Consider the following 25,526-nt stretch of genomic DNA (forward strand, 5'->3'; position numbering starts at 1 on the left):
CGCAACGACCCGGACGAAAATTCGACCGGGTCGTTAAAGCGGTGGCGCAGCGATATCCAGAGAAACGATTAACTAAGAAAACTTAACTTAGCGGCATTAGGGTCAGGTCCACCATTTCTACACGGGCTGGACCTTACTTGGGCCGTCGGCTCCTGGCGGATTACGGCGTGCCGCCTCATCCGCCAAATGCGGCCTGCGGCGCAAGCACCGCCTAAAACATCAATCGAAGCAAAGACGCTTCTTGGTGGCGGCAATCAGCTTGTCGTCATACGGATGCAGATTCTCGACGAACAGCAACTCCGTCTCGTCCGGCTCTTCCAGGCACATTTCAATCATCATCGGCCCGTCTTCCATGCGGCCCAGGAAGTGCGATGGCCAGCGGTTCTTGCGGTGCGTCTTCAGCACTTCCATCCCCAGCTTGGCCAACGGCGCCTTCACGCCCGCGGCCAACGCCTCGCGCTGCCAGTCGTCCCAATAGTCACTCATTGTCTTACCTTTAAATATCTAACAAAGCGGAATTGTACTCCTTCCGCCGCCCTCCCTACCAAAACCAGACCAAAGTGGCATGCATCGGCGATACGCCAACGAACGCGCCGCGCTTCGCCAATTCCCATTAAAAACAGATAGTTACCAATAAATACCAACTCGACAACGCAAGTCCACTTCAATATTTTATAATACCAGTTAAATACCTGTTGACAAGCTGGTTGGGCAACCATATAGTGCCCTCAACCACCCCGGCCCGGGCCGGCTTCCCAGCGACAGAGTTTTCAGATACCCATGATCGAATTTTTAATAGGCGTAGACGGCGGAGGTAGCGGTACCAGGGTTCGCCTGGCGCGCGTCGACGGCGTCGAACTGGCAAACGGCACCAGCGGGCCCTCGGCGCTGTCGCACGGCATCGCCGGCGCCTGGGCCGCCGTCGAGGACGCGGCCGCGAAAGCCTTCGCTGCCGCCGGGATCGATTTCCCGGCCAAGTCGTCCATCGCGATCGGCCTCGGCATGGCCGGCGTGCATAACCGCCAGTGGGCCGCCGAATTCGTCGCCGCCAATCCCGGCTACGCGCGCCTGGCGCTGGAGTCGGACGGCCACACCACCGTGCTGGGCGCCCACGCCGGCCAGCCGGGCGCCATCATCGCGCTGGGCACCGGCAGCGTCGGCGAGGTCAAACCGCTCCGCGGCCCGCATGTCGAAGTAAGCGGCTGGGGCTTCCCGGCCGGCGACGAGGCTAGCGGCGCCTGGATGGGACTGCGCGCGGCCAACCACCTGCAGCAGGTACTCGACGGCCGCAAGCCGGACGACGCCTTCGCCGCCGACGTCGCCGAAGCCTGCGGCGCGGCCGAAGGCGCGGACCTCGCGCAGACGCGTCTATCGGTCCAGCAATGGCTGGCCAAGGCCACGCAGACCCAATACGCGCAGCTGGCGCGCGTGGTGCTGCGCCATGGCGAATCGAATCCAACCGCGCAGGCAATCCTGCTCGAAGCGGGACGCGAAGTGGAGCGCATGGCCAACGCGCTCGATCCGAGCGGCGCGCTGCCGATCGCGCTGTGCGGCGGCCTGGGCGCGCCATTGCGCCCCTATCTGCCGGCGGCTGTCCTGGCGCGCAGCGTGACGCCGCAAGGCGATTCGGCGGCCGGCGCGCTGCGGCTGATCCAACAACGATTGAAGGAGTAGCCCGTGCCAGCCCAGTCGAGCGAACAGCTGAAAGACTTCGAACCGGACGCCGGCAGCGACACGCCGCTGTACATGCAGCTGGCGAACAAGCTGTCCGACGGTATCGTCAACGGCGAGTGGCGCGCCAACGAGGCCTTGCCCTCCGAGCGCGTGCTGTCGGAGATGCTGAACATCTCGCGCGTCACCGCCCGCAAGGCGATCGACATGCTGTGCGAGCGCGGCATGCTGACCCGCAAGCGCGGCTCGGGCACCTACATCACGCCGAAACTTGAACAGCCCTTGTCGCGCCTGACCAGCTTTTCGGAAGAACTGCGGGAGCGCGGCTTCAACGCCGGCTCGCGCTGGCTGCAGCGCGACATCGGCGTGGCCTCGCCGGTCGAGGTGCTGTCGCTCGGCCTGTCGCCCAACATGCCGGTGGCGCGCCTGAAGCGCCTGCGCACCGCCGACGACGTGGTGATGGCGATCGAAACGACCACCATCCCGGCGCAGTACATGCCCAACCCGCATAGCGTGACCGATTCGCTGTACGGCTATCTGGAATCGAAGGGCACGATCCCGATGCGCGCGCTGCAGCATATCCGCGCCGTCAACGCCAGCGTGGAACAGGCGCGCCTGGCCAACATACCTGCGGGTGCCGCGATGCTGCACATCACCCGCGTCAGTTATCTCGACAACGGCGCAGCGGTGGAACTGACCCACTCGTATTGCCGAAGTGATTATTATGAATTCGTAGCGGAGTCGCGCAGATGAGCAGTGCAATCAAAGGCAATATCCTTACGTCGGCGGGCTGGATCCGCGGCGAGGTCACATTCGACGAACGCGTGATCGCCATCACCGGCGGCGGCATCGATCCGGCGCTCAACGCCGACGACTACATCATCCCCGGCTTCATCGACCTGCACGTGCATGGCGGCGGCGGCAAGGACGTGATGGAAGGCGGCGACGCGGTCCACACCATCGCCGCCATCCACGCGCGGCACGGCACCACCAGCATGCTGGCGACCACGATGACGGCGCCGCCGGAGGATATCGACATCGCGCTGGCCGGGATCGGCAGGGCCGCCGCCCAGCGCGGCAAGGGTGAAGCGCGCGTGCTCGGCGCCCACCTCGAAGGCCCGTACATCAACTCCGGCAAGCTCGGTGCGCAGCCCAACTACGCGCGCTCGGCCAAGCTGGCCGACGTCGAACGCCTCGAAACGCTGGCGCCTCTCAAACTGATCACCGTGGCGCCGGAAATCGAAGGCCACCTGGAACTGGTCAAGGAACTGTCCGACGCCGGCATGCGGGTGCAGATCGGCCATACGCTGGGCTCCTACGAGGACGGCAAGGCGGCGCTGGAAAACGGCGCCCACGGCTTCACCCACCTGTTCAACGCCATGACCGGCCTGCACCACCGCGAACCCGGCATGGTCGGCGCGGCGCTGGCGCACGCGCAGTACGCCGAACTGATACCGGACCTGCTGCACGTGCACCCGGGCGCCATCAAGACCGCGCTGCGCTGCATTCCGCGCCTGTACTGCGTGACCGATTCCACCTCCGCCACCGGCATGCCGGACGGCGAATATATGCTGGGCCGCCAGGTCGTCATGAAGTGCATGGGCGGCGTGCGCCTGCCCGACGGCACGCTGGCCGGCAGCACCCTCACCATGGACCAGGCGCTGCGCAACCTGGTCGGACTCGGCCTCGATCTGGCGGATGCCTCGGCACGGGTCTCAACGTATGCGGCCGATTATCTCGGCCTGCAAGAGCGGGGCCGCGTGGCGCCCGGCGCCTATGCCGACCTCGTGGTGCTCGACCGTGACCTGAACCTCAAAGCCGTCTATATCGAAGGAGAATTGTTGTGACCTCAATGATGTTGAAAGAAGCCCTGTCCGCAGCTGATTGCGTGGCCCTGCAACTGGCCCACGATGGCGACCGCTACGCGGAGCTGGGCCGCAAATTGAGGAGCACCTCCTTCTCGACCGCGCTGACCATCGCGCGCGGTTCGTCGGACCACGCCTGCGCCTACGCCGCCTACCTGATCATGGCGCGCCTGGGCCGCGTGGTGGCGTCGCTGCCGATGTCGCTGGTGACCCTGAACAAGTCGCCGCTGATCACCCGCGACACGCTGGCGATCTCGATCTCGCAGTCGGGCCAGAGCCCGGACGTGGTCGAGCCGATCAAGTACTTCCGCGACGGCGGCGCCACCACCATCGCGCTGGTCAACGACATCGATTCGCCGCTGGCGCACGCCGCCGAATGGGCGATGCCGCTGCGCGCCGGTAAAGAGCAAAGCGTGGCCGCGACCAAGAGCTTCATCACCAGCCTGGTGGCCGGCGCGCGCCTGGTGGCCGCGTGGCAGAACGATCCGGAGCTGCTGGCCGGCCTGGAGGCGCTGCCCGAGTCGCTGCGCGCCGCCACCACCGAGGACTGGTCGCCGGCGCTGGAAGTGCTGGCGCCGGCCCGCAACATCATGGTGGTCGGACGCGGCATCAGCTTCCCGGTCGCGCTGGAAGCTTCGTTGAAATTCAAGGAAACCTCGGCGCTGCAGGCGGAGGCCTTCAGCGGCGCGGAGATCAAGCACGGCCCGATGGCGCTGATCGAGGAAGGCTACCCGCTGGTGATCTTCGCCACGCGCGGCCCGACCCAGGCCGGCCTGCTGCAGCTGGCGAGCGAAATGCGAGGCCGTGGCGCGCGCGTGCTGCTGGCCGCGCCGGCCGACGTGGCCGAACGCGACCTGACCTTGCCGGTGGCGGCGACGCCGGATCTCGATCCGATCGTGGCGATCCAAACCTTTTACGTGATGGCGGCAAAACTGTCGGCGGCGCGCGGCATGGACCCGGACGCGCCGCGCCATTTGAGCAAAGTCACCAAAACAAACTAAGCGCGCCGGAGCACTCCAATGACCGACCAAACAAACAAGACTCACGACGAGTTGCGAAAAATCGCGGGCCAACTGATCATGATCCGCTTCCCCGGCACTGTGCTGGACGCGGCCACCGCCGGCTTCCTGAAGGCGAACAACATCCGCGCGGTCTGCCTTTTCCGGGGCAACATGACCGACTCCGAACAGCTGGGCAAGCTGACCGCCGACCTGCGGGCGGTCATGGGGCCCGAGTCGCTGATCGGCATCGACCAGGAAGGCGGCGCCGTGGTGCGCTCGACCTGGGTGCCGGCGCCGCCCGCGGCCATGGGCCTGGGCGCGGCCGACGACACCGACCTGGCCTACCGCACCGGCGCCGCCGTGGCGCGCGCCGTCAAGGCGCTGGGCTTCAACTGGAACTTCGCGCCGGTTCTGGACCTGAACAACAATCCGCACAACCCGGTCATCGCCGAGCGCTCTTTCGGCGCCGAACCAAAGCGCGCCGCCGAACTGGCGATGTCGTGGATGGCCGGCAGCCACGCGGAAGGCGTGGCCTGCTGCGTCAAACACTTCCCCGGCCATGGCGACACCAATGTCGATTCGCACCGTGACCTGCCGACCGTGAACAAGCCGTTGGAGGAACTGGACCGCCTTGAACTGGCGCCGTTCCGCATCGCGTCGGCCGCCGCGCCGGCGATGATGACGGCGCACATCGTCTATCCGACGCTGGACCCGGACAACCCGGCCACGATGTCGCGCCGCATCCTCACCGGCCTGCTGCGCGACGAGTGGAAGTACAAAGGCGTCGTCATCACCGACGGCATGGACATGCACGCCATCGCCGGCCGCTATGGCGTGGGCAACGCGGCGGTGCGCGCGCTGACCGCCGGCGCCGACATGGTGATGGCGCTCGGCACCCCGGAAACCCAGAACGAAACGCTCGACTCCATCGCGGCGGCGTTGGCCACCGGCGAACTGACGGCGGAAGACGTCCAGCGGCGCCTCGACCGCCTGTCCGCGCTGGCGCTGGCCTATCCGTGCAAGCCGCGCTCGTACAAGGAGGATGCGGCCGACCGCGACGTGATGGCCGAAGGCTGGCGCCGCGCGCTGACGGCCTACCGCCAGCCGCGCCGCCCCGCCAAGGGCGCGCGGGTGCGCCTGGTGGTGCGCCAGGACGTCGTCAGCGACGGCGTATCGGAAGCCGGCGTGCCGGCCGAAACGGTGGCCGCGTCGCTGCGCCGCCTGTACGACGTCGAACTGGTGACCTTCGCCGACGCCGAGGCCTTCGACTGGAGCGCCCTGCCCCGCGACGGCCGCTTCACGATGCTGGCGTCGACCTCGCGCCTGCGCTACGGCGAGCACGCGAGGACCACGTGGCGTCCCGACCTGCATCTGGCGCTGTGGAACCCGTACCAGGCGCTCGACATCCAGGCGCCCGCGCTGATGACCTACGGCTTCGCCAAACCGGCGCTGGACGCGGTCAACAGCTGGCTGGCCGACGAACTGCCAGCCACCGGCCGCGCGCCGGTGCCGGGCTTCGAATAAAATAATCCGGGGACGACGTGGACCACAATAAACAAAACATCCGCAACCCGAAGTTCTGGGTCCCCAGCCTCTATCTGGCGCAAGGCCTGCCGTTCTTCGCGGTGGCCATCGTCGCCAATCAGATGTTAAAGAGCATGGGCGTGCCCAACGACGAGCTCAATCACTGGACCGGCTTGATCGGCTTCGCGTGGGTGTTCAAGCCGTTGTGGAGTCCCTTCCTGGAGCTGGCCAGCAGCAAAAAACTGGTGGTGGTCGGCTTCCAGATCCTCGGCGGCGTATGCCTGGGCGGCGTCGCGCTGGCCTTGCACGCGCCATTCTGGTTCGCCGCCTGCATGGCGATGCTCACGCTGGTCGCGATCTCCGCCGCCACCCACGATATCGCCTGCGACGGTTTGTACATCACCAGCCTCGATGAAAAAGGCCAGGCGCAGTACGCCGGCTGGACCGGCACCTTTTTCAACGCCGGCAAATTCTTCACCACCGGCGGCTTGCTGCTGCTGGCGGGCCACTTCGAAAAAACCATGGGCGTAGTCCCCGCGTGGACCATCTGCTTCTGCATCCTGGCCGCGCTGATGATCGGCCTTGGCCTGTACAACAGCTGGGCGCTGCCGCTGGCGAAAAACGAAACGAGCGCAGACACCAACGCCGCCGCCATCGCCCGCACGCTGTGGGAAGTGATCGTCGAGTTCTTCAGAAAGCCCGGCATCTGGATCTCCATCCTGTTCATCATCCTGTTCCGCGCCGGGGAGGCGCAGGTGCAGTCGATCGGTCCCCTGTTCCTGCGCGAGGCGCGCGCGCTTGGCGGCCTGGGACTGTCCACGTCCGAAGTGGGCGCCGTCTACGGCACCGTGGGCACCGTCGCCTTCGTCGTCGGCAGCATCGCCGGCGGCTACTTCACCTCGTGGCTGAGCCTCAAACGCGCCATCCTGTGGCTGATCCTCGCGGTCAACCTGCCCAACGCCGCCTTCTATCTGCTGTCTTACTTCCAGCCGACCGACCTGGCGGTGATCGGCGCGGCGCTCAGCGTCGAGATGTTCGGCTACGGCTTCGGCTTCGTCGGCCTGATTCTGTACATGATGCAGGTGGTCGCGCCGGGTAAATATCAGACCGCGCACTATGCCTTCGCGACCGGCATCATGCAGCTCGGCTTTGTCCTGTTCAAACTATTCAGCGGCGACATCCAGATCGCGCTCGGCTACCAGCACTTCTTCATCTGGGTGATGCTGTGCGCGATCCCGGTGGCCATCCTGTCGCAGATCATTCCAATGACAGCGCGTCCGCGGCATGAGCCGGAGCCGGTGGTTGCGCGACCAGCGCACAGTTGACGCACCCTTGAATTAAGCGCATCAACCATGATTTATGTAACAATACGTTGGTTTCACCGGCGGGCTCTTTTACTTCCCGGAAAGGGATCGTAGAATGTGCGGTTTGCCGGATCGCGCGTAGCGCGGCCTTGAACACTAACTCCAATAGCGACGGCATGGCGTCTCGGCGCCGGCCATCCCATGTCTTTTGAAGGATTAAACATGTCCCATATTCGTCTCGCTCGTATTAGTCTGATCCTGGCCGCCATTGGCCTGAACGCGGTACCGGCCATGCTGGGCGTGACCGCCGCCCACGCGCAGGACAAGGAAAAAGCCGCCGCCGAAGCGCCGAAGGATACGGTACGTCCGGAGATCTACAAGTTGATCGATCCGGCGCAAACCAAGCCGCTGCTCGATTCGAAGAACTACCAGGAATACCAGACCCGCATCGACACCGCCGCCGCCGCGCCGAACCTGACTCCATACGAGGCGTTTGTGCTGAACCAGATGCGCGTGCAACTGGGCCAGGCCACCAATAACAATGAGCTGACCCTGAAGGCGCTGGAATCGATGATCGATTCGGGCCGTCTGAAGCAGGAAGACAAACTGCGCTTCATCGACGCCGTCGCCGGCATCTACTACAGCTCCATCAAGGACTATGACAAGGCCATCACCTGGTTCAACCGCTACGGCACCGAATCGGGCGACAACGCCAAGCAGCGCCAGTACATCGTGCGTTCGTACTTCCTGAAGAACGACTTCGCCACCGCCAAGACCGAAGTACTGAAGGATATCGAAGCGGCGAAAAAAGCAGGCACCGCGCCGACCAAGGACGAACTCAATTTGCTGGGTAACGTCGGCATCAAACTGAAGGACACCGACCTGTATCTGACGGCGATCGAAGAGCTGGTGCGCTACTACCCTTCGGAAGACTACTGGTTCGACCTGCTGAACCGCACGCGCGGCAAGAAGACCTACGCTCCGCGTCTGGACCTGGACATGGCGCGCCTGAAAGCGGTCGCCGCGCCATCGAAGATGGAGCCTGAGGATTACGTCGAACAGGCCGAGCTGGCGGTGCTGGGCGGCTTCTTCACCGAAGGTAAAATCGCGATGGACAAGGCTTATCCAGGCGCCATCCCGGCCGGTAAAGACAAAGCCGCGATCCAGAAGATCCGCGACAACGCCAACAAGGGCGCCGCCGACGATGCGAAGAACATCGATTCGGGCGTCGCCGCCGCGCAGAAGTCGAAGGACGGTGTCGGCCTGGTCAACCTGGGTTACAACTTCATCACCCTGGGCCAGTTCGACAAGGGTATCGACCTGATGAAGCAAGGTATCGCCAAAGGCGTGTCGAAGAATCCTGAAGATGCGAAGCTGCGTCTGGGCTACGCGCTGGCGATGGCCGGCAAGAAGGACGAATCGGTCAAGCTGCTGGAAACGGTCACCGGCAACGACGGCCGTGGCGATCTGGCGCGCTACTGGATCATGTATCAGAACAAACCTGCGGCAGCACCGGCAGCCGCCGCGAAGTAATCAAACAAAATGCCGGCATCGCCGGCATTTTTTTAACCCGTAACCCGTGATGCGTCGGGGTCGTACCCCAAGGGGTACGACCCCGCCGTTCCGGGTTTCTACCGCCGCATCTCGGACCACAGCGTCTCGATCAGCTGATGCTCGCCATCGGCGCTCAACTCCCAGAACATCGCCCCGCGCAACTTCTTCGACTTGATATAGCGCGCCTTCCCCCTCAGCGATTCCTGGTCCTCGTACGTGATCCAGATCTTCTCCTTCGCGTTGTACAGATACGGCACCTTGGCCGACGCGTTCCAATACCGTTTATAGCCTTTGCCACCCTCGAAGGACGGCGTCAGTATTCCCTGCTTCAGCAAATGGCTGAAGCCATACGCGTTGCCGCCACCGGCGCCGCCGGTCGCGCCACCTTCGCACAACTGATACTGGCCGTCGCCCGCCGGGCCGGGCGCGCACCCCTTCCAACCGTAACCATAAAACGGCACGCCCATCACCAGCTTGTCCGCCGCGATGCCGGCATCCAAATAGCGCTGGACCGACGCCTCAGCATACAAACCCTTGGATGCGACCGGATCTTTCGGATCACCGCTCAATGCAGCCAGATGCCCGGTGGTTTTCTCCCACGGAGCGTGGTAGTCGTAGGTCATGATGTTGATCCAGTCGAGGCTTTGCGCCAGCTCCTTGATCCAGGCGCTGCCCGCCGCGCCGTCGTTGACGAAGTTGGCGTTGGCGCCCGACGCGATGGTGACGCTGTAATGCTTGCCATCCTTCTTGCCGGCCGCGTCGAAGGCGGTGCGCAGTTCGCGTACCAGCTTGATGTAGTTCGGCTTGTCCTGCGGCCGTGCGCAGACCCTGCCCGCCACGCACGGTATGCCAACCTCGGTCGGGTACTCCCAGTCGATGTCGATGCCATCCAAACCGAAGCGGCGCATCAGCTTCACCGACGAGGCGACAAAATTGGCGCGCGCGGTGGCCGAATCGGCGACGTCGGAAAACCGGTTCGACCAATTCCAGCCCCCGACCGACACCACCACCTTGAACTTCGGATGCTGCTTCTTCAACGCCACCAGCGCGCGCAGATTGGCGCCGTCCGCGACGGCGTCGCCGAACACCAGCGCGCCATTGGCCGACGCCGGATCGCCGGCGGCATCCTGGCAGGGCGCCTCGTCATTGACGGAAGGCTCGGGGTTGCCATGCTTGCCGTCCCAGCACACGTCGATGAATGCGTACAGCGCCATCGTCAACTTGTCGGCGCCGACGTTGACGGCGGTGACCGGATACGCCGCCGACTTCCAGCCGGGGTAATAGCCGATCACTTCATCCGCCATGGCCGACGATGACGACAACGCTGCGATGACAGATGCCGCGAACACTGCGCCGGCGTGTAATTTCATGGTGTCTCCAGTAGAATTATTTTTGCAGTTGCGCGATCAAGACGTCCTTGAAACGCCGCACCTCTTCGGGCGACATCGCTCCCAACGCCCCGCGCCGCTGTTCAGGGATATGCGCCAACCGCTGTGGGTCGGAATTGAAAACAAAATGCTCGAAGATCGCCCGCCAGGCCTGCAGCACCTGCGGCTCCAGATCCTTCATGTTCAGCAAGCAGTGCATCAGCGCATTCGACGGCGACATGCTGCGGTCGTTGGCCGTGTGCGAACCGCCCCACCAATAATTGACCAGGATGTTCAGATGGCCGATCGATTCGACCTGATGCCACCAGATCGCCGGAATGTAGATCGCGTCGCCGGGCTCCAGTTCGGCCACCTGCGCCGCCGCCAGCGCGTCGCGAAAGCGCGGGTACTTGTCGAAGTCCGGTTGCGCGCGCGAGGCCATGCTGATCGGCGCGCCGGCCGGGGTGTAATCGAGCGGGCCGACATACAGGTTGCCCACCTGCTCGGGCGGAAACAAGGTGAAGCGCCGCCGGCCGCTGACGCAGGCCGCGATATTCTGCGCCTCGTCGAAATGGGCCGGCACCGTGATGTGATTGCCCAGCCAGATGCGCGGCCGCACCTCGGGTCCCAGCAACGGCAGCTGGTTCTCCGTCAAAAATCCCGGCAGGCATTCGGCGATGACCGCGCTTTGCGCCGCCAGCGCGGGAGCGCGGACGCCGGCCGGCAGATAGCGCATCAACTGGTCGATGATGTCCGACATCGGCAGGCGGTTGCGCACGAAGCTGAAGGCGCTGACGTCGTCGCTATAGGTCACCAGCCCCTGCGCGGCGGGCGGCGTCATGATGGCGTTGACATCAGCGCCGCTGTCGAAGGATTTGAGGTAGCCGCCGACCGCCTCCGGCGACGTCAGCGCGTGGGCGACGACGGGCCAGTCGCGCACCACGCCGCGCATCACAGCGGGGCGGTGCAGCGGCAGGATCTGCTCATGGAAGACGCGGGCGTCGACATCGCGCCACTCGGGTATCGGTTGCGGAATTGGGTGCATCGGCAAAGTATAGCGTTGAAAACCCGTCATGCGACCCGCGCCCGCCTCTTTAGTGGAGGCGGACGCGGTCCGACCGGCTTAGTACTTGACGCGCATCGTCAGGAAGAACTGGCGACCGTTCTTGTAGACCGAACGTGGCTGGTCTTCGTTCAAGGCGTAGTACTTCAGCTTCGGATCGTTCAGGTTACGCATGTCCAGCGAGAAGCCGATCTTCTCGTTGAATTTGTAGCCCAGGGACGCGTTCAGGTAACCCATGCCGACCTGGTTGAACTCCGTGCCGCGATCCAGGCCAACATACGAATCCGAACGGTAGCTGTACGTCAGGCGGGCGTTGAAACGCTCGTCCTCGTAGAACGCGCTGGCGTTGTAGGTGCGCTTCGACGAACCGAGCACCTTGGCGCCGCTGCTGTCGCTGGCGTTGGTGAAGGTGGCATTGCCGTCGATACCGAAGTAGCCGAACAGCGGCTGCTGGTACGACAGCTCGATGCCCTTGACCTTGCCGGTGCTGTTGATCGGCGAAGAGATCAGGTACTGCGCGTCGAAGCCGTTCGGATCGGTGACCTTGGTGGCCTCGGTGTAGGTGCGGTAGGTGCCCACGCGCGTGCCCTGGCCGATGTAGTTGGTCAGGTCCATGTAGTAGACACTGGCCGACACCAGCGAGCGCGGTGCGAAGTAGTATTCCAGCGAGGCGTCGAAATTGTTCGACGTGATCGGCTTCAGATCCGGGTTACCGCCCGAACCGGAACCGACGCCGCCCTTGGTGGCCGGAGGCGTCAGGGTGAAGGTGCCGACCAGCGACGAGAAGTCCGGACGCGTCATGGTGCGCGACAGCGCGAAACGGGCCACCAGGTCCTTGTTCAGATCCAGGCGCAGGTTGGCGCTCGGCAGATAGTCGTTGTAGGTGTGTTCGACGGTGGTCGGCTTGAAGATGCCGAACGCCGACGTGTACACCACGCCCGGCTGGCCCAGTGGCGTATCGCCCGGCATGCCGACATTGCTGACGGCGCGTTCCTTGGTCTGCACGTAGCGCACGCCGACGTTGCCGCTCCAGCCTTCGCCTTCGAAGTTACCCTGGATGTAGGCGGCGCGGTTCTTTTCCTTCAGGTTGAACTCATTGCCGAAGTCCTCACGCGTGCCGTCGGTGGCGCGGTTGGCGAACAGCTTGGAGAACGCCGCCAGCTGTTCGGCGGTGTAGCGGAAGATCCCGCGTGGGAAATTGCCACCCAGGCCGCTGGCGTAGTTCGACGGATACGATCCGGCAGCCGCAGGCCAGTTGGCCGGGTTGTACGGCGAGTTGGCGCCGTTGATGCAGCTGTACTGGGTAGGCAGCGGCGCCGCCCAGAAGAAGCCCGGGCCGCCGGCGGCGTCGGTGCGGGTCGAGCAGGTAGGACCCTGGCCAACCACGTTGTCCGAATAGCGATCGTGATCGGCGCCGCGCACGCCGAATTTCAGCAGCTTGAGCGGACCGGCTTCGAGCTGGAAGTCGCTGTCCAGTTGCAGCCATTTTTCCTTGTCGGTGACGGTGACGTTCTGGTCGCCGAACATCCAGCTGAAGCCACTGGTGGCGTCGGTGCCCGGCGTCGCGGCCGGATTGTTATTGAAGGAGAAGTCGGCGGCCGTGCCGGTGCCGTTCAACTTGTACGACGCGCCGGTGCCGGTGGCGCCGTTCCACGCGATGACGTCCTGGGTCGGGGTTTTTCCCTCGCCTTTCGAGGTGCCGGCCTTGCCGTAGAAAGTCAGGTTCTCGGCGGCGCGCCACTTGCCGTCCAGCGCGATGAATTTGGCGGTCGCCTCGGCGCCGGGACGGGAGATCTGGTCGTACTCGTTATAGTTGGTGCCGGCCACCGGCGCGAAGTTCGCGCTGACCAGGGTCTTGACGCCGTTCTGGGTCTTGACCACATAGCCCGGCAGCGGTGCCTGGCCGTTGCCCTGGTTGATGATGGCGCCACCGTTGAGCAGGTAGTTGTCGTTGGTGTTGGACGCCTTCAAGGTCGAGCTGAAACCGGTCAGGTCGAAGTTCAGATCGCGGCTCGGCTTGAATTGCAGGTCGATCAAACCGCCCCGGCGCTTACGCTCCTGCTGGAACAGCGAGGCGCCAAGGAAGCCGGGATAGTAGGCGTTGGCCAGGTCCGGATTGGCGATCGCCATCGGGCTGTTGGCCAGGATCTTGTCGTAGGACAGCGCTTCCTGGCCGTCGCGGCGCAGGTGGCGTTCTTCGGAGAACACTTGCAGCAAGGCGCCGAAAGTCCGCTGCTCGTTCTTCCAGTTCAGCAAGGCGCTGAATTGCGGATCGGTCTTCTTCGGCAGATCGGCGTACACCGCGCCCAGCGACACTTCGCCGGTGAAGTTCTCCTTGAATTCGAGCGGCTTGCGGCTGATGATGTCGACCGAGCCGGCGACGCCGCCCTCGACCAGGCTCGCTTCCGAGCTCTTGTGCACCACCACCGAACCGACCAGCTCCGACGGCACCAGCGTGTAGCTGACGCTGCGGCCGACCTGGGTGGTCTGGTTCAGGATGAACCAGTCGCCGGAGGCCACGTTGTGGCCGTTGAACAGGGTCTGGGTCAGGTTGGGATTGGTGCCGCGCATCGACACGCGGTCGTTCTCGTCGAAACCGCCTTCGCTGGCGCCGGCGTTGCTGACGTTGACGCCAGGCACACGCTGCAGCGAGTCGGCGACGTTTTTATCGGGCATCTTGCCGATGTCTTCGGCCGTGATCACCTCAAGGTGCGACTCGGCATTTTTCTTTTGGTTCAGCGACTGTTGCAAGGCCGCACGAATGCCCTGCACCTGGACCGTTTGCATCTCCTCGCCGTCCTTCTTGCCGGCATCGGCCTGAGCCTGCGCCTGGGCTTGCGCTTGCGCCGACCACGACATGCCCAGCACCATCAGGCCCACCGCCGCGGCGATCGGCGTCAACTGCTCGACCGCGCTACGTGGCATGTTCGTCTTACCTGGCAGATTCTCTTTCATTTACTCCCCCTTGTTTGCGGCCTGTTTTTTTTGGAAGGCCCGTGCTGTTTTAACGTAGATCGATTCCCCGGTTCATCGCCGCCGCGATGTCGTGCAGATCCCTTTTTTACAACCTCATACAAAACCAATTCAACGCCAATATACCGCAGTACCAATACCAGAATACTACCAATTGCCATATTTTTTTTATATGTTGTGCGAAGTACACATACCAATTCGCCCTTCGTTGCAGAGGAGCATCTATAGGGCGGTGCGGTCCACAGTAAAACCAGTGTGATACCAGAACGGTGGTTCTTTTTGGTATTATCGGATCAGGTATGGCAACGACCGGGTACAGACCAATTCAGGGCGCCCGGCCCGGGACGAGGGAGACGAAACGGATGACATCGCTTGCTGAGATCATGCACACGCTGGGGCAAGGCAGCAGCCAGCCGCTCTACCAGCGCCTACAGCGCGCGCTGCGCACGGCCATCGACCAGCGGCTGTTCGGACCGGACGAAGCCTTGCCGGCCGAGCGGCAGTTGGCGGCCGACCTGTCGATCTCGCGCATCACGGTGAGGAAAGCGATCGACGGGCTAGTGGACGAGGGATTGCTGGTGCGGCGCCCTGGTTCGGGCAATTTCATCAATACGAGGATCGAGAAGAATTTCGCCAAGCTGACGTCGTTTTCGGAGGACATGCGGGCGCGCGGGCGCACGCCGCGCAGCGTGTGGCTCAAGCGGTCGGAAGGGACGGTGACGCCGGAGGAGGCGCTGCGGTTGCGGCTTAGTCCGGGGGCGGCGGTGTACCGGTTTCACCGCATCCGCTACGCCGATGACATCCCGATGTGCATCGAGTACGCCACCATCGTCGCGACGTGTTTGCCGTCGCTGGAGTCGGTGCAGGTGTCGATGTACGAGGCGCTGGAGCATGCGCACAACCGCCCGGTGCGCGCGCTCCAGCGACTAAGCGCGCTGCTGCTCGACGAGGAGCAGGCGGCGCTGCTCCAGGCCAAGGCGGGGGACGCGGGGCTGGCGGTGGAACGACTGGGGTTTCTGCGCGATGGGCGGGCGGTGGAGTTTTGCCGGTCTTATTTTCGCGGGGACCTGTACGATTTCGTGGCGGAGCTCAATGCGGGTTAGGCAATCACGCCGCCGCCGCGGTCGCGCCGAAGATCAGCGAATGATGCGCCGACACCCCGGCAAGCGTGCCATCCGCCGCCGCCAGCGCCACATTCCCCGCCATGCGCGCCGCGTCGCCGCACGCGTACACGCCGGCGACGCTGGTCGCCTTCATGCCGTCGGTGCGCACGTACATGCCCATCGCGCCCTGCTCCAGCTCACACCCCAGCTGCTCGGCCATCGGACTGCCGCTATGCGTGCGGCTAACCACGAACAGACCCGCCATCTCCAGCGACCGCCCGTCCTGCAATTCAACCGTCGCATGCCCGGTGATTGACTTGACCGGCGTGCGCTCGATCGCCACGCCGCGTTTTTCCAGTGACGCCAACTGCTCCGCGTCCGGCTCGAAAGCCCCGTTGAGCAGCATCGTCACCTGCCCCCAATCCGGCAGCATCATCGCGTGATGCATCGACAGCGGCCCCGTGGCCAGCACTCCGATGCGTCCCTCCATCAGCTCATAGCCATGGCAGTAGGGACAGTGGAACACCGTGCCGCCCCAGCGCTCCGCCAGCCCCGGTACCGGCGGCAATTCATCGACCACGCCGGTGGCCAGCACCAGCCGCTGCGCGTTGTAGGCGCCGCCGTCCTGCAAGGTGACGCGGAAGCCCTGCTCCACTTTCTCGGCCCGCTGCGCCGAGCCCTCGATCCAGCGCACGGTCGGATACTTCATCAACTGCGCGCGGCCGTCGGTGGCGATGGCCGCCGCCTCGCGGCCGTCGTGGCCAAGAAAGCCGTGCGAATGCCTGGCGTAGCGGTTGCGGCGCTGGCCGGCATCGACCACCAGCACGCGGCGGCGGGCGCGCGCCAGCTGCATCGCGGCGGACAGGCCGGCGTAGCTGCCGCCGATGACGATGACGTCGAATTCAGTGCTCGGATGTGGGATGTGCATGGGAGGCTCCTTTGTGCTTGGCGTATTCGTCGTTGAAGCGGGTCGACAAATCGGCCAGCGTGACGTCCTTGAAACGCTCGATCAGCAAAGCCTCGGCCTCGTCGAAGGCGCTGGAGAGCGCGTCGTTGACGGCGCGCTCCACCAGGCACTCGGGCTGCTCGCTGCGGTTCCCCATCGCAAACACCGTGGGCGAACCGACCGCCTCGTAGATGTCGCGCAGGGTCACGCGGCGCAGGTCGCAGGTGATGGTCCAGCCGCCGCCATGGCCCTTGTCGGAACCGACATAGCCACGCTCGCGCAGGCCGGCCAGCACGCGGCGCACCAGCACCGGGTTGGTGTCGAGGAAGCCGGCCAGCTCGTCCGAGGTAAACGGCCGGTCGGCGTGCGCCATGTGCAGCAGCACGTGCAGGATGGAGGATAGTTTGCTGTTTCGTCTCATGTAACTAATGATAGTACATAATTGGAGATGGTGCAGAACATTCCTTATTTTTTGGCTTTGGACTCGTCGCCGGCCACCACCACCGTCAGCTTGGCCGGGTCGACGGCTTTGCGGAAGGCGGCGTTGACTTGCGCCAGCGTCGCGGCCTTCAGCTTGTCCTCGTACTCCTTGCTCCAGCTGTAGGTGCGGTTCAGGTACAGGTTGCGCGTCCAGCCGGCGGCCAGTACTTCATCCTTCGATCGGTTCTGGATGCGCTGCTGCAGCAGGCCGGATTTGGCGCCCGCCAGTTCCGCCGCCGTGAAGCCTGCTTTCACCGCCCGGTCCAGCTCTTCCCTGATCGCCGATTGCAGCTTCTTGAGGTTCTGCGGCGCGGCGATGGCGTTGACGTCGAAGCTGCCGGCGCGGTCGATCTCGCCCGCCTGCAAGCCCGTGCCGCCGCCATACGACAAGCCGTCCTTCTGGCGGATGCGGTCCATCAGCCGCGATTTCAAACCGCCGTCGCCGAAGATGTAATTGGCCAGGTCCAGCAGCGGGTAGTCGGGATCGTTGACGTTCAAATCCAGGTTCAGGCGCGCGGCATAGAAGCCGTTTTCCTTTTCCGGCGCGTTGATCATTTTGACGATCGGCGCCTTGTCCACGTTGACGCGGGTGACCGGGGCGTAGGAGACCTTGCTGTCCCAGCCCGAGAAGCTGTCCTCGATGGTCTTGCTGATCAGGGCCTTGTCGAAATCACCGACGACGGCGATCTCGCCGTGATTGGCGCCGTAGTATTTGCGGTGGAAGGCCACCACGTCTTCGAGCTTTAGCGCCTTGACCGCCGCCAGCTGCTCGTCCACCGACATCGGCGCGCGCACGTCGCCTTTCGGGTAGTGGTTGAAGTACAGGTCCATTTCCGTGCTGGCCAGCGACTGCGGTTCGTTGCGCGACGCTTCGATCCCGACCAGCCATTGCTGGCGCAGCTGCTCGAACTCCGCCGCCGGGAAACTGGCGTCCTTCAGCACGTGCGCGACCAGCCGCAGCGCCGCATCCAGATTCGGACCGGTGGTGTCGAAGCGATACAGGTCGCCCGATATTTTTAGTTTGGCGAAGGCGTCGGACAATTGCTCGCGCGTGAACTTGTCGGTGCCGCGCATCAGCATCGCGCTGGCGGCGCTGGAGACGATGGAGGTGTTGAACAGATTCTTCTCGTCGCCCCAGTGCAGCGACATGTTGACCGACACCGCCTCGCCGCGATTCTTCTTCGGCAACAGCGCCACCCGCAGGCCGCCGATGGTCTTGATCTCGGTGCGGGCGTTGATGTTGTCCTGGCTCGGATCGAACACCTCCGACGTCAGCACGCTGTCCTTGCCCTTGAAGTCTTTCATCACCTCGGCCACGCTCGGCGCGGCGGGGATCTCGGCGCGCTGCGGATGGTCTTCGGGAATGAAGGTGCCGACGGTGCGGTTGTCGCGCCTTAGGTAGCGCGCGGCGGCGGCGCTGACCTGCTCCGGCGTGATGGTCGGCAGCTTGTCGCGGTCCAGGAACAGCAGGCGCCAGTCCCCCAGCGCGATCTCCTCGGACAAGGTGACGCCGACCTTTTGCGGATCGTTGAGCGACTTCTCGACGCTGTTGGCGACGTTGCGGCGCACGCGCTCCATTTCCTCGGCCGTCGGCGGCGTCTTGGCGAAGTTCTCAACCGTCGCGATCAGCGCGTCGCGCACCGGTTCCAGCGGTTCGCCGGCCTTGACCACGGCGCCGATCAATTGCAGGCCGGGCGCGTAGCCGGTCTGGCCGAAGCTGAACACCTCGGCGGCCTTGCCGGTTTCCACCAGCGCCTTGTGCAGGCGGCCGGTCGGCGTGTCGCCGAGGATCTCGGACATGAAACTGAGCGCGTCGCTATCCTCCTGCAGCGCCGACGGAATCTTGTAGCCGAGGACCACCAGCTGCATGTCGCCCTTGCGGCGCACGACGAAACTGCGCTCGCCGTCCTGGGTCGGCTCGACCGTCCAGAACGGCGGCAGCACGCGCTTCGGTTTCGGGATCGCGCCGAACGATTTGCTGATCCACGCCAGCGTTTGCGCCGGGTCGAATTTACCGGCCACCAGCAGCACCGCGTTGTCCGGCTGGTAGTAGGTACGGTAGAACTTCTGCAGGTTGTCGATCTTGACGTTTTCGATGTCGCTGCGGTTGCCGATGGTGTCGCGGCCGTAGCTGTGCCAGTCGTAGGCGACGCTCTCCATGCGCTTGAGCAGCACGGCGAACGGGCTGTTCTCGCCGCTCTCGTACTCGTTGCGCACGACCGTCATTTCGGAGTCCAGGTCCTTGCGCGCGACGAAGGAGTTCACCATGCGGTCGGCCTCCATGTCGAGCGCCCATTTCAGGTTCTCCGGGCTGGCCTGGAACACCTCGTAGTAGTTGGTGCGGTCGAAGGAGGTGGTGCCGTTGAAGTCCATGCCGCGGTTGGCGAATTCCTGCGGGATGCTGCGGTTCTTCGGCGAGCCTTTGAACAGCATGTGTTCGAGCAGGTGGGCCATGCCGGTCTCGCCGTAGTTCTCGTGGCGCGAGCCGACCAGGTAGGTGACGTTGACGGTGACCGTCGGCTTGGAGGCGTCGGGGAACAGCAGCACTTTCAAGCCGTTCGGCAGCCGGTACTCGGTGATGCCTTCCACCGACGGTCCCTTGACGACGCCGGCCGGGAGCTTGACGGCGGCGGTGGCGGGCGCCTTGGCTGCCGTGGCGGCGACGGGCTCGGCCCAGGCGGTGCCGGTGGCGGCGAAGGACAGGCCGCACAGCATCATGCTGGCGACGACGGCTTGTTTCAAACGGCTGTTGTTCATGGTGTCTCGCTAAAAACGGATGAACAGGCAGCATAGCCCCACCCCGCCGACGTGGGTAGTGGCAAAAACGAAAATTTTCTGAGGGGAGGCTTAAGTACTTACTTCTCGGGCACCAGGCAGGCGTCGACCATCTGCAGGTCGTTATCCTTGGCGAACGAGATCACGAAGTGATACGCCAGCGGCTCCAGGGCGCGCAGCTTGCCGTTGACCACCACCGACTTGACGCCGTTGACCACCGTCGGCGTGACATACGGCGAAAACTGCAAATGGGAGTCGCGTCCGCCGCCATAACCTTCCGGCTTGAAGCAGGACATCACACCGCACAGGCGCTCGGCCCAGTCGCTGGGACGGAACTGCCTGCCATTGCTGGTGAGGCCTAGGATGAAGAACGATTCCTGCTGTTCTGCCGGTTTTTGAACTGACTCTGCCATGGGCGGGGGCTTGTGCGTAGATACTTGTTGGTAACAAGAATGCGTGGAAAGTCCCGGCGGGACGCGCCGGGCGGATATCATTCTAGAAGAATCTTACGTATTATATCTTATAGAAGACCTAAATACGTAAGTCGTTGATTTCAATCGACCTTTCCTCACAGATAACCAAATTGGTGCAGAAAACTCATCATCCGCACCAAGGCAATACCGCTATTGTACCCTGCTCCCGGCCGTTTTAAGGCGTCCCGCCGAGCCAGGCCGCGCCGGAACACAGCAATAACAACATCATCCACAGCAACAATGCGCGCCACACCAGGCCCACCGTGCTTTGCAGCGCGCGGATGCCCGGCTCCTCGCCCGGCAGCATGTCCGGCTCCATGTCGCTGACGTCGACGGTCGAGGCGTCGACCAGCACCACCTTGGCCGCGTTCTCGGCCGGCGTGCCCAGGCGCACGCCCATGGCGCCGCCGCCGGCTGACAGGATGATGCCGATCGCCTTGTCGCTCCAGCGGTGGGCGAAATTGCGCCACGCGTAAATCGCGTCCTCGAAGTTGCCGACCACGGCGAAGGCGACGGCCGTCAGGCGCACCGGTATCCAGTCGATCCAGTAGAACGCGCGCGCGGCGAACTGGCCGAACGCCTCGTTGCGCATATGTTCCGGTTCGTTCCAGGCGCGCGCCAGGTATTCGGACACGCGGTACATGACGGCGGCGGCCGGGCCGAGCGGCATCAGGAACCAGAAGAACACGCCGAACACGCTGCGGTGCGTGGTGATCAGCGCCTTTTCGACGGCGACGCGGGAGATTTCGCTGACATCCATGCCGACGGTGTCCTGCTTGGTCCATTCGGCCAGCAACGCGCGCGCGGCGGCGTCATCGCCCGCGCTCAGGTGCAGCTGGATCGAGGTGAAATAGTGGCTGTAATGGCGGAAGCCCAGGGTCAGGTAGACCACCAGCACGTTCCAGGCGAAGGCGGCCAGAAACCAGTCGTAGTACTTGAGCACCCAGTAGATCAGCGCGGTGGGCACCATCAGGATGGCCATCATCAGGAACCAGCCGAGGCGGCCGTGGCTCGAATGGCCGGCGTTGAACCAAGTCTCCATCCGCAACGCCAGGCTCTTGATCTCGGCGTAGATCGGGTTATCCGCGCGCAGCGGCTTCATTTGCTCGAGCAGCAGCGCGCATAAAATGGAAAGAAATGTCATTAATGGTCCTTTTTAGGTCGGCGACGCCTTGATGCCCGCTACGATAACCCACCGTGGTGGGAGAATCAAACTTATTAGTTCGGACATCAAGCGCGCAGGAAGTGGAACAGGTTGCGCAGCATGCCGGCGGTGGCGCCCCAGATGTAGTATTCGCCATAGGGCATGGCGTAGAAGCTGCGCAGTCCGCCGGGCAATTGGGCCGACAGGCGCTGGTGGTTCAGGCCGTCCATCAGGAAGGCCAGCGGCACTTCGAAGATCTCGGCCACCTCGGACGGGTCGGGCCGCAGCTCGAACGGCGGCGCGATCAGGCCGACGACGGGGGTGACGCGGTAGCCGGTGCCGGTGAAATAGTCGGGCATGGTGCCGATGACGTCGACATGGGAGCGGTCCAGGCCGATCTCCTCCTCGGATTCGCGCAGCGCGGTGTCGACCGGACCGCTGTCGTAGGCTTCGGCGCGGCCGCCGGGAAAGCTGACCTGGCCGGGATGGTCGGTCAGGTCGGCGTTGCGTTGGGTCAGCAGGATGGTCAGGCCGGTCTCGCGCAGCACCAGCGGGATCAGCACCGAGGCGGCCGTGGCCGGGCTGCCGTCCGGACGCCGCAGGTGCCGTTCGTCGGTGCTCTCCGGCGTCCAGACCGGCTGCTCGGCGAAGCGGCTGCGCAGCCATTGCGGCACCAGGCGCTCGCGGGCGACGGCCGGCTCGCCGGCGATGGCGTCGATCGGCAGCGACTTCGGATCAAATAGCGGCTTGGCCAAACGGAACCTCCATATAAAAAAAGGGCACCCCTTTATGTGGTGCCCCTTCATCCAAACACAAGCGCGGCTATTAAGCTGCGGTTGCTTTCGCCGCTGGGCGACGGTTTGGCAGTTTTTCCTTGATACGTGCCGATTTACCGGAACGATCACGCAGGTAGTACAGTTTAGCGCGACGTACGTCACCGCGGCGTTTCACTTCGATCGAAGCGATCAGCGGGGAGTACAGCTGGAACGTACGCTCGACGCCTTCGCCGGACGAGATCTTACGAACGATGAAGTTCGAGTTCAGGCCACGGTTACGACGGGAGATGACGACGCCTTCGTATGCCTGGGCGCGCTTGCGGGTGCCTTCGACGACGTTGACGTTGACGATCACGGTATCGCCAGGGGCGAAATCAGGGATCTTCTTGCCCAGACGAGCGATTTCTTCTTGCTCGAGTTGTTGAATCAGATTCATTTTAAGACTCCAAAAACCATCGTGCTGGCGCGCAGTTGAGTGCTGTTCAGACACTCGCCCAGTAGAGGATGGGGTTAAACACGCGGACAACATGTCCGCAAGCTTCTACAACAACAGGTTTTTATAAACCTGCCAAAAATTTCTCGTCATGCTTGGTCAGCAGGCCGCTCTCGCGCGCCTTGACCAGCAGATCGGGGCGCTTGCGCGCGGTCGCTTCCAACATGCGCTGGCGGCGCCATTTTTCGATCTCGGCGTGGTTGCCGCCCATCAGCACCGGCGGCACACCCACCCCTTCATACGTTTCCGGCCGCGTGTAGTGCGGCGAATCGAGCAGGCCGTTGACGAAACTGTCTTCGATCGCCGACGCATCCGTGTTCAGCACGCCGGGAATCTGGCGGATCACGGCATCCATCAAGGCCATCGCCGGCAGCTCCCCGCCGGACAGCACGAAGTCGCCGAGGCTGATTTCCTCGTCGATGCAGCGGTCCAGCAAACGCTGGTCCACCGCCTCGTAGCGGCCGCACAGGATCACCAGACCGGGCTCCTGCTTGAGCTGCATGACACGCTCGTGCGTCAACTGCTTGCCCTGCGGCGACATGAACAGCACGCGGGGCGCGGGCAGACCGGCATCGGTCTGGCGCTGCTTCGCCGCGTTGAGCGTCGCTTCCAGGGGCTTGGCCAGCATCACCATGCCGGGGCCGCCGCCATAGGGGCGGTCATCCACGGTGCGGTGATTGTCGGTGGTGAAATCGCGCGGATTCCACAACGACAAGCCACATTTATTCTGTTCGAACGCGCGCCGGGTGACCCCCGACTGCGTCAGTGCGGCGAACATTTCGGGGAACAGGGTCACGACATCGAATTGCATGGCGGGCCGCCCTTATGTTCTTTAGTAATCAAGGCCCCAGTCGACGGTGATCTTCTTGGCCGCCTTGTCCACCTTGATGATGAACGCCTCGACAAACGGGATCAGGCGCTCTTGCGCCGCAACCTCTGGATCGGAGCCTTCCGCCACGGCCGCCGTGATGCGCAAGATCGACTGCGGACCGTTGCTCATCATGTCAGTCACCGTACCGAGGTGCTCACCTTGCAAATTCTCTACATCCAGACCAATCAACTCGGTCCAGTAAAACTCATCTTCGGACAAGGCCGGGAAACGACTGCGCGGAACCGAAACAGCGGCGCCCTTGAGCGCTTCTGCGACGTCCCGATCGGTCACTCCCACCAGCTGCGCGACCACGTCGCCGCCATGCAGTTTGCACTGCTTGACATCGACCTCGTGCAAGCTTGGCTTGTCGATCCACCAGTTTTTCACCGACAGGAGCGCATCCGCATCTTCCGAGAAAGGACGTATCCTCACCCAGCCAGCGACGCCGTAAGCACCGAAGACAAAGCCTACCTGTGCCAGATCGTCGGGGACTTGCACCCCGGATGCATTCTTATCGGTCAAACCAGCAGCCAGACTTAAGCAGCTTTGTTCGACGCTACCAGGCGAGCGACGGTAGGCGACAGTTGTGCGCCAACCGATTGCCAGTGAGCCAGACGGTCAGCGGTGATGCGCAGTGGCACTTCGCCACCCTGCGCCATCGGGTTGTAGAAACCGATGCGTTCGATGAAACGGCCATCGCGGCGATTGCGCGAGTCGGTTGCAACGATGTTGAAGAACGGACGCTTCTTGGCGCCTCCACGAGCTAAACGAATAACGACCATAATATTTCCAAAAAGTGTGCTAGGACGGAAAAAGCCGCAAATTATAGCGCGCTTTGCCGCGAAGCAGCAAGCGTTAATGAAATAATCGGGCGAATTGGGGTAATCGAAGATTATCCCCCGTTCCGGCGCACGGGGCAATAGCCACAGCGATAAAAAGGTGGGCCGGGCCGGTATTATGACCGATACTGCATGCTTTCCGGCTATTTAATCGATAACCATGACGAATCCGCACCACACCGCGCATCCCACCGCCCCTGCCGCACGCCACAAAAACAAGACCGTCGCCGCCCTGCTGGCCTTCTTATTAGGCGGGCTCGGCTTGCACCGCTTGTATCTGCGCGGCCCGCGCGATCCCTGGCTATGGGCGCATCTGGCCGCTGTGCCGCTGGCCTGGGTGATCGCCAAGGGCGCGCCGGACGCGGACGGCTTCTATAAGGTGCTGCCGATCATGGTGTCGGGACTGGTCGGCTTCCTCGAGGCGCTGGTGCTGGGATTGATGTCCGACGAGAAGTGGGATGCGCGCTTCAACCCCACGTCGGACAAGCGATCGGAGTCGCGCTGGCCGCTGGCCATCATCCTGGTCGCTTCCATGATGGTCGGGGCCACCAGCTTGATTGCCACAATCTCACGATTATTTGACTTACTGTACACTGGGGGCGCTTATGGCTAACAATAGGAGACCTACTATGAACAATCGTTCAATTTTGCTGGCGATCACGCTGGCCGCCCTGACGTCCGCCGCGCAAGCCCAGACTCCGAAGCAACACTACAACGCCGAAACCAAGCGCATCGCCACCCGCTACGCGGAAGACAAGAAACTGTGCGCCGAAGAAACCGAATCGAGCGCCCGCATGCAATGTCTGCGCGACGCCAAGTCCGAATTCAACAAATCCAACACGCAAGCGAAGGCCGACTATAAGAACGCCGGTGCGGCCAAGCCTTCGGCCAACTGCGCCGACTGCGGCCGGGTCACCTCGGTCGTGCTGGGCGAAAAGAAGGGTGAAGGCGGCGCGGTCGGCCTGATCGCCGGTGGCGTCGCGGGCGCCCTGCTGGGCAACCAGGTCGGCAGCGGCAGCGGCCGCAAGCTCGCCACCGTGGCGGGCGCCGCCGGTGGCGCCTACGCCGGCAAAAAGGTCGAGGAACATGCGCGGTCGAGCAAGCAGTGGACCGTCAACGTCGAATACGAAGACGGCAAGCACGACAGCTACACCTTCGAAGAAGATCCCGGCATGATGAAGGGCGACCAAGTCAAGCGCTCGAACGGCAGCATCGTCCGCCGCTAAATCGCCTTCCCAATGGGGTCAAGTCTGACATTCGGACACGGGCTGAACCAGGTAATGGTTGTGTTCGTGTCCGAATGT

The 25,526-nt window shown here is 63.6% G+C and carries 24 protein-coding genes; 10 read left to right on the forward strand and 14 right to left on the reverse strand.

Going from position 1 to position 25,526, the window contains the following annotated elements:
• Window positions 1-219: 219 nt before the first annotated feature.
• A complete protein-coding gene (locus MRBLMU1_RS17415; RefSeq protein ID WP_363503609.1) occupies window positions 220-486 on the reverse strand; it encodes a hypothetical protein in 267 nt (88 codons plus the stop codon).
• 294 nt (window positions 487-780) lie between these two features.
• Between MRBLMU1_RS17415 and MRBLMU1_RS17420 the strand changes: the two genes are divergently transcribed.
• From MRBLMU1_RS17420 to MRBLMU1_RS17450, 7 genes are all read left to right on the forward strand, one after another.
• Window positions 781-1,674, forward strand: coding sequence for a BadF/BadG/BcrA/BcrD ATPase family protein (locus tag MRBLMU1_RS17420; RefSeq protein ID WP_363503611.1), 894 nt, complete (start codon window positions 781-783; stop codon window positions 1,672-1,674).
• A gap of 72 nt (window positions 1,675-1,746) precedes the next feature.
• Window positions 1,747-2,424: a GntR family transcriptional regulator gene (locus tag MRBLMU1_RS17425; RefSeq protein WP_315217129.1), complete on the forward strand. Its 678-nt coding sequence runs from the start codon at window positions 1,747-1,749 to the stop codon at window positions 2,422-2,424.
• Window positions 2,421-3,518: an N-acetylglucosamine-6-phosphate deacetylase gene (gene nagA, locus MRBLMU1_RS17430; RefSeq protein ID WP_363503613.1), complete on the forward strand. Its 1,098-nt coding sequence runs from the start codon at window positions 2,421-2,423 to the stop codon at window positions 3,516-3,518. The genes MRBLMU1_RS17425 and nagA overlap by 4 nt, the downstream gene beginning before the upstream one ends.
• A gap of 5 nt (window positions 3,519-3,523) precedes the next feature.
• Window positions 3,524-4,537: an SIS domain-containing protein gene (locus MRBLMU1_RS17435; RefSeq protein ID WP_363503725.1), complete on the forward strand. Its 1,014-nt coding sequence runs from the start codon at window positions 3,524-3,526 to the stop codon at window positions 4,535-4,537.
• An 18-nt stretch (window positions 4,538-4,555) separates the two neighbouring features.
• Window positions 4,556-6,061, forward strand: coding sequence for a beta-N-acetylhexosaminidase (gene nagZ, locus MRBLMU1_RS17440; protein ID WP_363503615.1), 1,506 nt, complete (start codon window positions 4,556-4,558; stop codon window positions 6,059-6,061).
• Between the two features lie 17 nt (window positions 6,062-6,078).
• Window positions 6,079-7,386 (forward strand): MFS transporter, encoded by a 1,308-nt coding sequence (locus MRBLMU1_RS17445; protein ID WP_363503617.1) that lies wholly within the window; start codon window positions 6,079-6,081, stop codon window positions 7,384-7,386.
• 201 nt (window positions 7,387-7,587) lie between these two features.
• Entirely contained in the window at window positions 7,588-8,898 is a 1,311-nt protein-coding gene (locus MRBLMU1_RS17450; RefSeq protein ID WP_363503619.1) for a hypothetical protein, read from the forward strand.
• Between the two features lie 98 nt (window positions 8,899-8,996).
• Here the strand turns inward: MRBLMU1_RS17450 and MRBLMU1_RS17455 are convergent, their stop codons facing one another.
• From MRBLMU1_RS17455 to MRBLMU1_RS17465, 3 genes are read right to left on the reverse strand one after another with little or no spacing between them, the layout of a single operon-like run.
• A complete protein-coding gene (locus MRBLMU1_RS17455; protein ID WP_363503621.1) occupies window positions 8,997-10,289 on the reverse strand; it encodes a glycoside hydrolase family 18 protein in 1,293 nt (430 codons plus the stop codon).
• Between the two features lie 16 nt (window positions 10,290-10,305).
• Window positions 10,306-11,361 (reverse strand): cupin-like domain-containing protein, encoded by a 1,056-nt coding sequence (locus tag MRBLMU1_RS17460; protein ID WP_363503623.1) that lies wholly within the window; start codon window positions 11,359-11,361, stop codon window positions 10,306-10,308.
• Window positions 11,362-11,409: 48 nt separating this feature from the next.
• Window positions 11,410-14,304: a TonB-dependent receptor gene (locus tag MRBLMU1_RS17465; RefSeq protein ID WP_363503625.1), complete on the reverse strand. Its 2,895-nt coding sequence runs from the start codon at window positions 14,302-14,304 to the stop codon at window positions 11,410-11,412.
• Between the two features lie 380 nt (window positions 14,305-14,684).
• Here MRBLMU1_RS17465 and MRBLMU1_RS17470 point away from each other — a divergent pair, with 380 nt between their 5' ends.
• Window positions 14,685-15,425: a GntR family transcriptional regulator gene (locus tag MRBLMU1_RS17470; protein WP_363503627.1), complete on the forward strand. Its 741-nt coding sequence runs from the start codon at window positions 14,685-14,687 to the stop codon at window positions 15,423-15,425.
• Window positions 15,426-15,429: 4 nt separating this feature from the next.
• On the opposite strand, the gene MRBLMU1_RS17475 is transcribed toward MRBLMU1_RS17470, so the two are convergent.
• From MRBLMU1_RS17475 to rpsP, 10 genes are all read right to left on the reverse strand, one after another.
• The gene (locus MRBLMU1_RS17475) at window positions 15,430-16,353 is read right to left on the reverse strand and encodes an NAD(P)/FAD-dependent oxidoreductase (RefSeq protein ID WP_363503629.1); all 924 of its coding nucleotides are present in this window, start codon (window positions 16,351-16,353) and stop codon (window positions 15,430-15,432) included.
• Window positions 16,328-16,792 carry an Rrf2 family transcriptional regulator gene (locus MRBLMU1_RS17480; protein ID WP_363503631.1) on the reverse strand — a complete coding sequence of 155 codons (465 nt, stop codon included), beginning with the start codon at window positions 16,790-16,792 and terminating at the stop codon, window positions 16,328-16,330. The genes MRBLMU1_RS17475 and MRBLMU1_RS17480 overlap by 26 nt, the downstream gene beginning before the upstream one ends.
• A 44-nt stretch (window positions 16,793-16,836) precedes the next feature.
• Window positions 16,837-19,608 carry a M16 family metallopeptidase gene (locus tag MRBLMU1_RS17485; RefSeq protein WP_363503633.1) on the reverse strand — a complete coding sequence of 924 codons (2,772 nt, stop codon included), beginning with the start codon at window positions 19,606-19,608 and terminating at the stop codon, window positions 16,837-16,839.
• A 98-nt stretch (window positions 19,609-19,706) separates the two neighbouring features.
• Entirely contained in the window at window positions 19,707-20,039 is a 333-nt protein-coding gene (locus MRBLMU1_RS17490) for a DUF3579 domain-containing protein (protein WP_090315719.1), read from the reverse strand.
• Window positions 20,040-20,274: 235 nt separating this feature from the next.
• Complete coding sequence (locus MRBLMU1_RS17495) at window positions 20,275-21,243, reverse strand: CobD/CbiB family protein (RefSeq protein ID WP_363503635.1); 969 nt, start codon at window positions 21,241-21,243, stop codon at window positions 20,275-20,277.
• 86 nt (window positions 21,244-21,329) lie between these two features.
• Window positions 21,330-21,998, reverse strand: coding sequence for a CoA pyrophosphatase (locus MRBLMU1_RS17500; protein ID WP_363503637.1), 669 nt, complete (start codon window positions 21,996-21,998; stop codon window positions 21,330-21,332).
• 70 nt (window positions 21,999-22,068) lie between these two features.
• A complete protein-coding gene (rplS, locus tag MRBLMU1_RS17505; protein ID WP_090315727.1) occupies window positions 22,069-22,455 on the reverse strand; it encodes a 50S ribosomal protein L19 in 387 nt (128 codons plus the stop codon).
• 121 nt (window positions 22,456-22,576) lie between these two features.
• Window positions 22,577-23,323, reverse strand: coding sequence for a tRNA (guanosine(37)-N1)-methyltransferase TrmD (gene trmD / locus MRBLMU1_RS17510; RefSeq protein WP_363503639.1), 747 nt, complete (start codon window positions 23,321-23,323; stop codon window positions 22,577-22,579).
• 21 nt (window positions 23,324-23,344) lie between these two features.
• Entirely contained in the window at window positions 23,345-23,905 is a 561-nt protein-coding gene (gene rimM / locus MRBLMU1_RS17515) for a ribosome maturation factor RimM (protein ID WP_363503641.1), read from the reverse strand.
• 14 nt (window positions 23,906-23,919) lie between these two features.
• Entirely contained in the window at window positions 23,920-24,165 is a 246-nt protein-coding gene (gene rpsP / locus MRBLMU1_RS17520) for a 30S ribosomal protein S16 (protein WP_019921707.1), read from the reverse strand.
• A 217-nt stretch (window positions 24,166-24,382) separates the two neighbouring features.
• Here rpsP and MRBLMU1_RS17525 point away from each other — a divergent pair, with 217 nt between their 5' ends.
• Both MRBLMU1_RS17525 and MRBLMU1_RS17530 read left to right on the forward strand, forming a co-directional pair.
• Window positions 24,383-24,835, forward strand: coding sequence for an NINE protein (locus MRBLMU1_RS17525; RefSeq protein ID WP_363503644.1), 453 nt, complete (start codon window positions 24,383-24,385; stop codon window positions 24,833-24,835).
• A 16-nt stretch (window positions 24,836-24,851) separates the two neighbouring features.
• Window positions 24,852-25,448, forward strand: a complete 597-nt coding sequence (locus MRBLMU1_RS17530; RefSeq protein WP_363503646.1) for a glycine zipper 2TM domain-containing protein — start codon at window positions 24,852-24,854, stop codon at window positions 25,446-25,448.
• Window positions 25,449-25,526: the final 78 nt, after the last annotated feature.

This window comes from Burkholderia sp. LMU1-1-1.1 (assembly GCF_040675865.1).
Classification (GTDB): Bacteria; Pseudomonadota; Gammaproteobacteria; order Burkholderiales; family Burkholderiaceae_D; genus Rugamonas.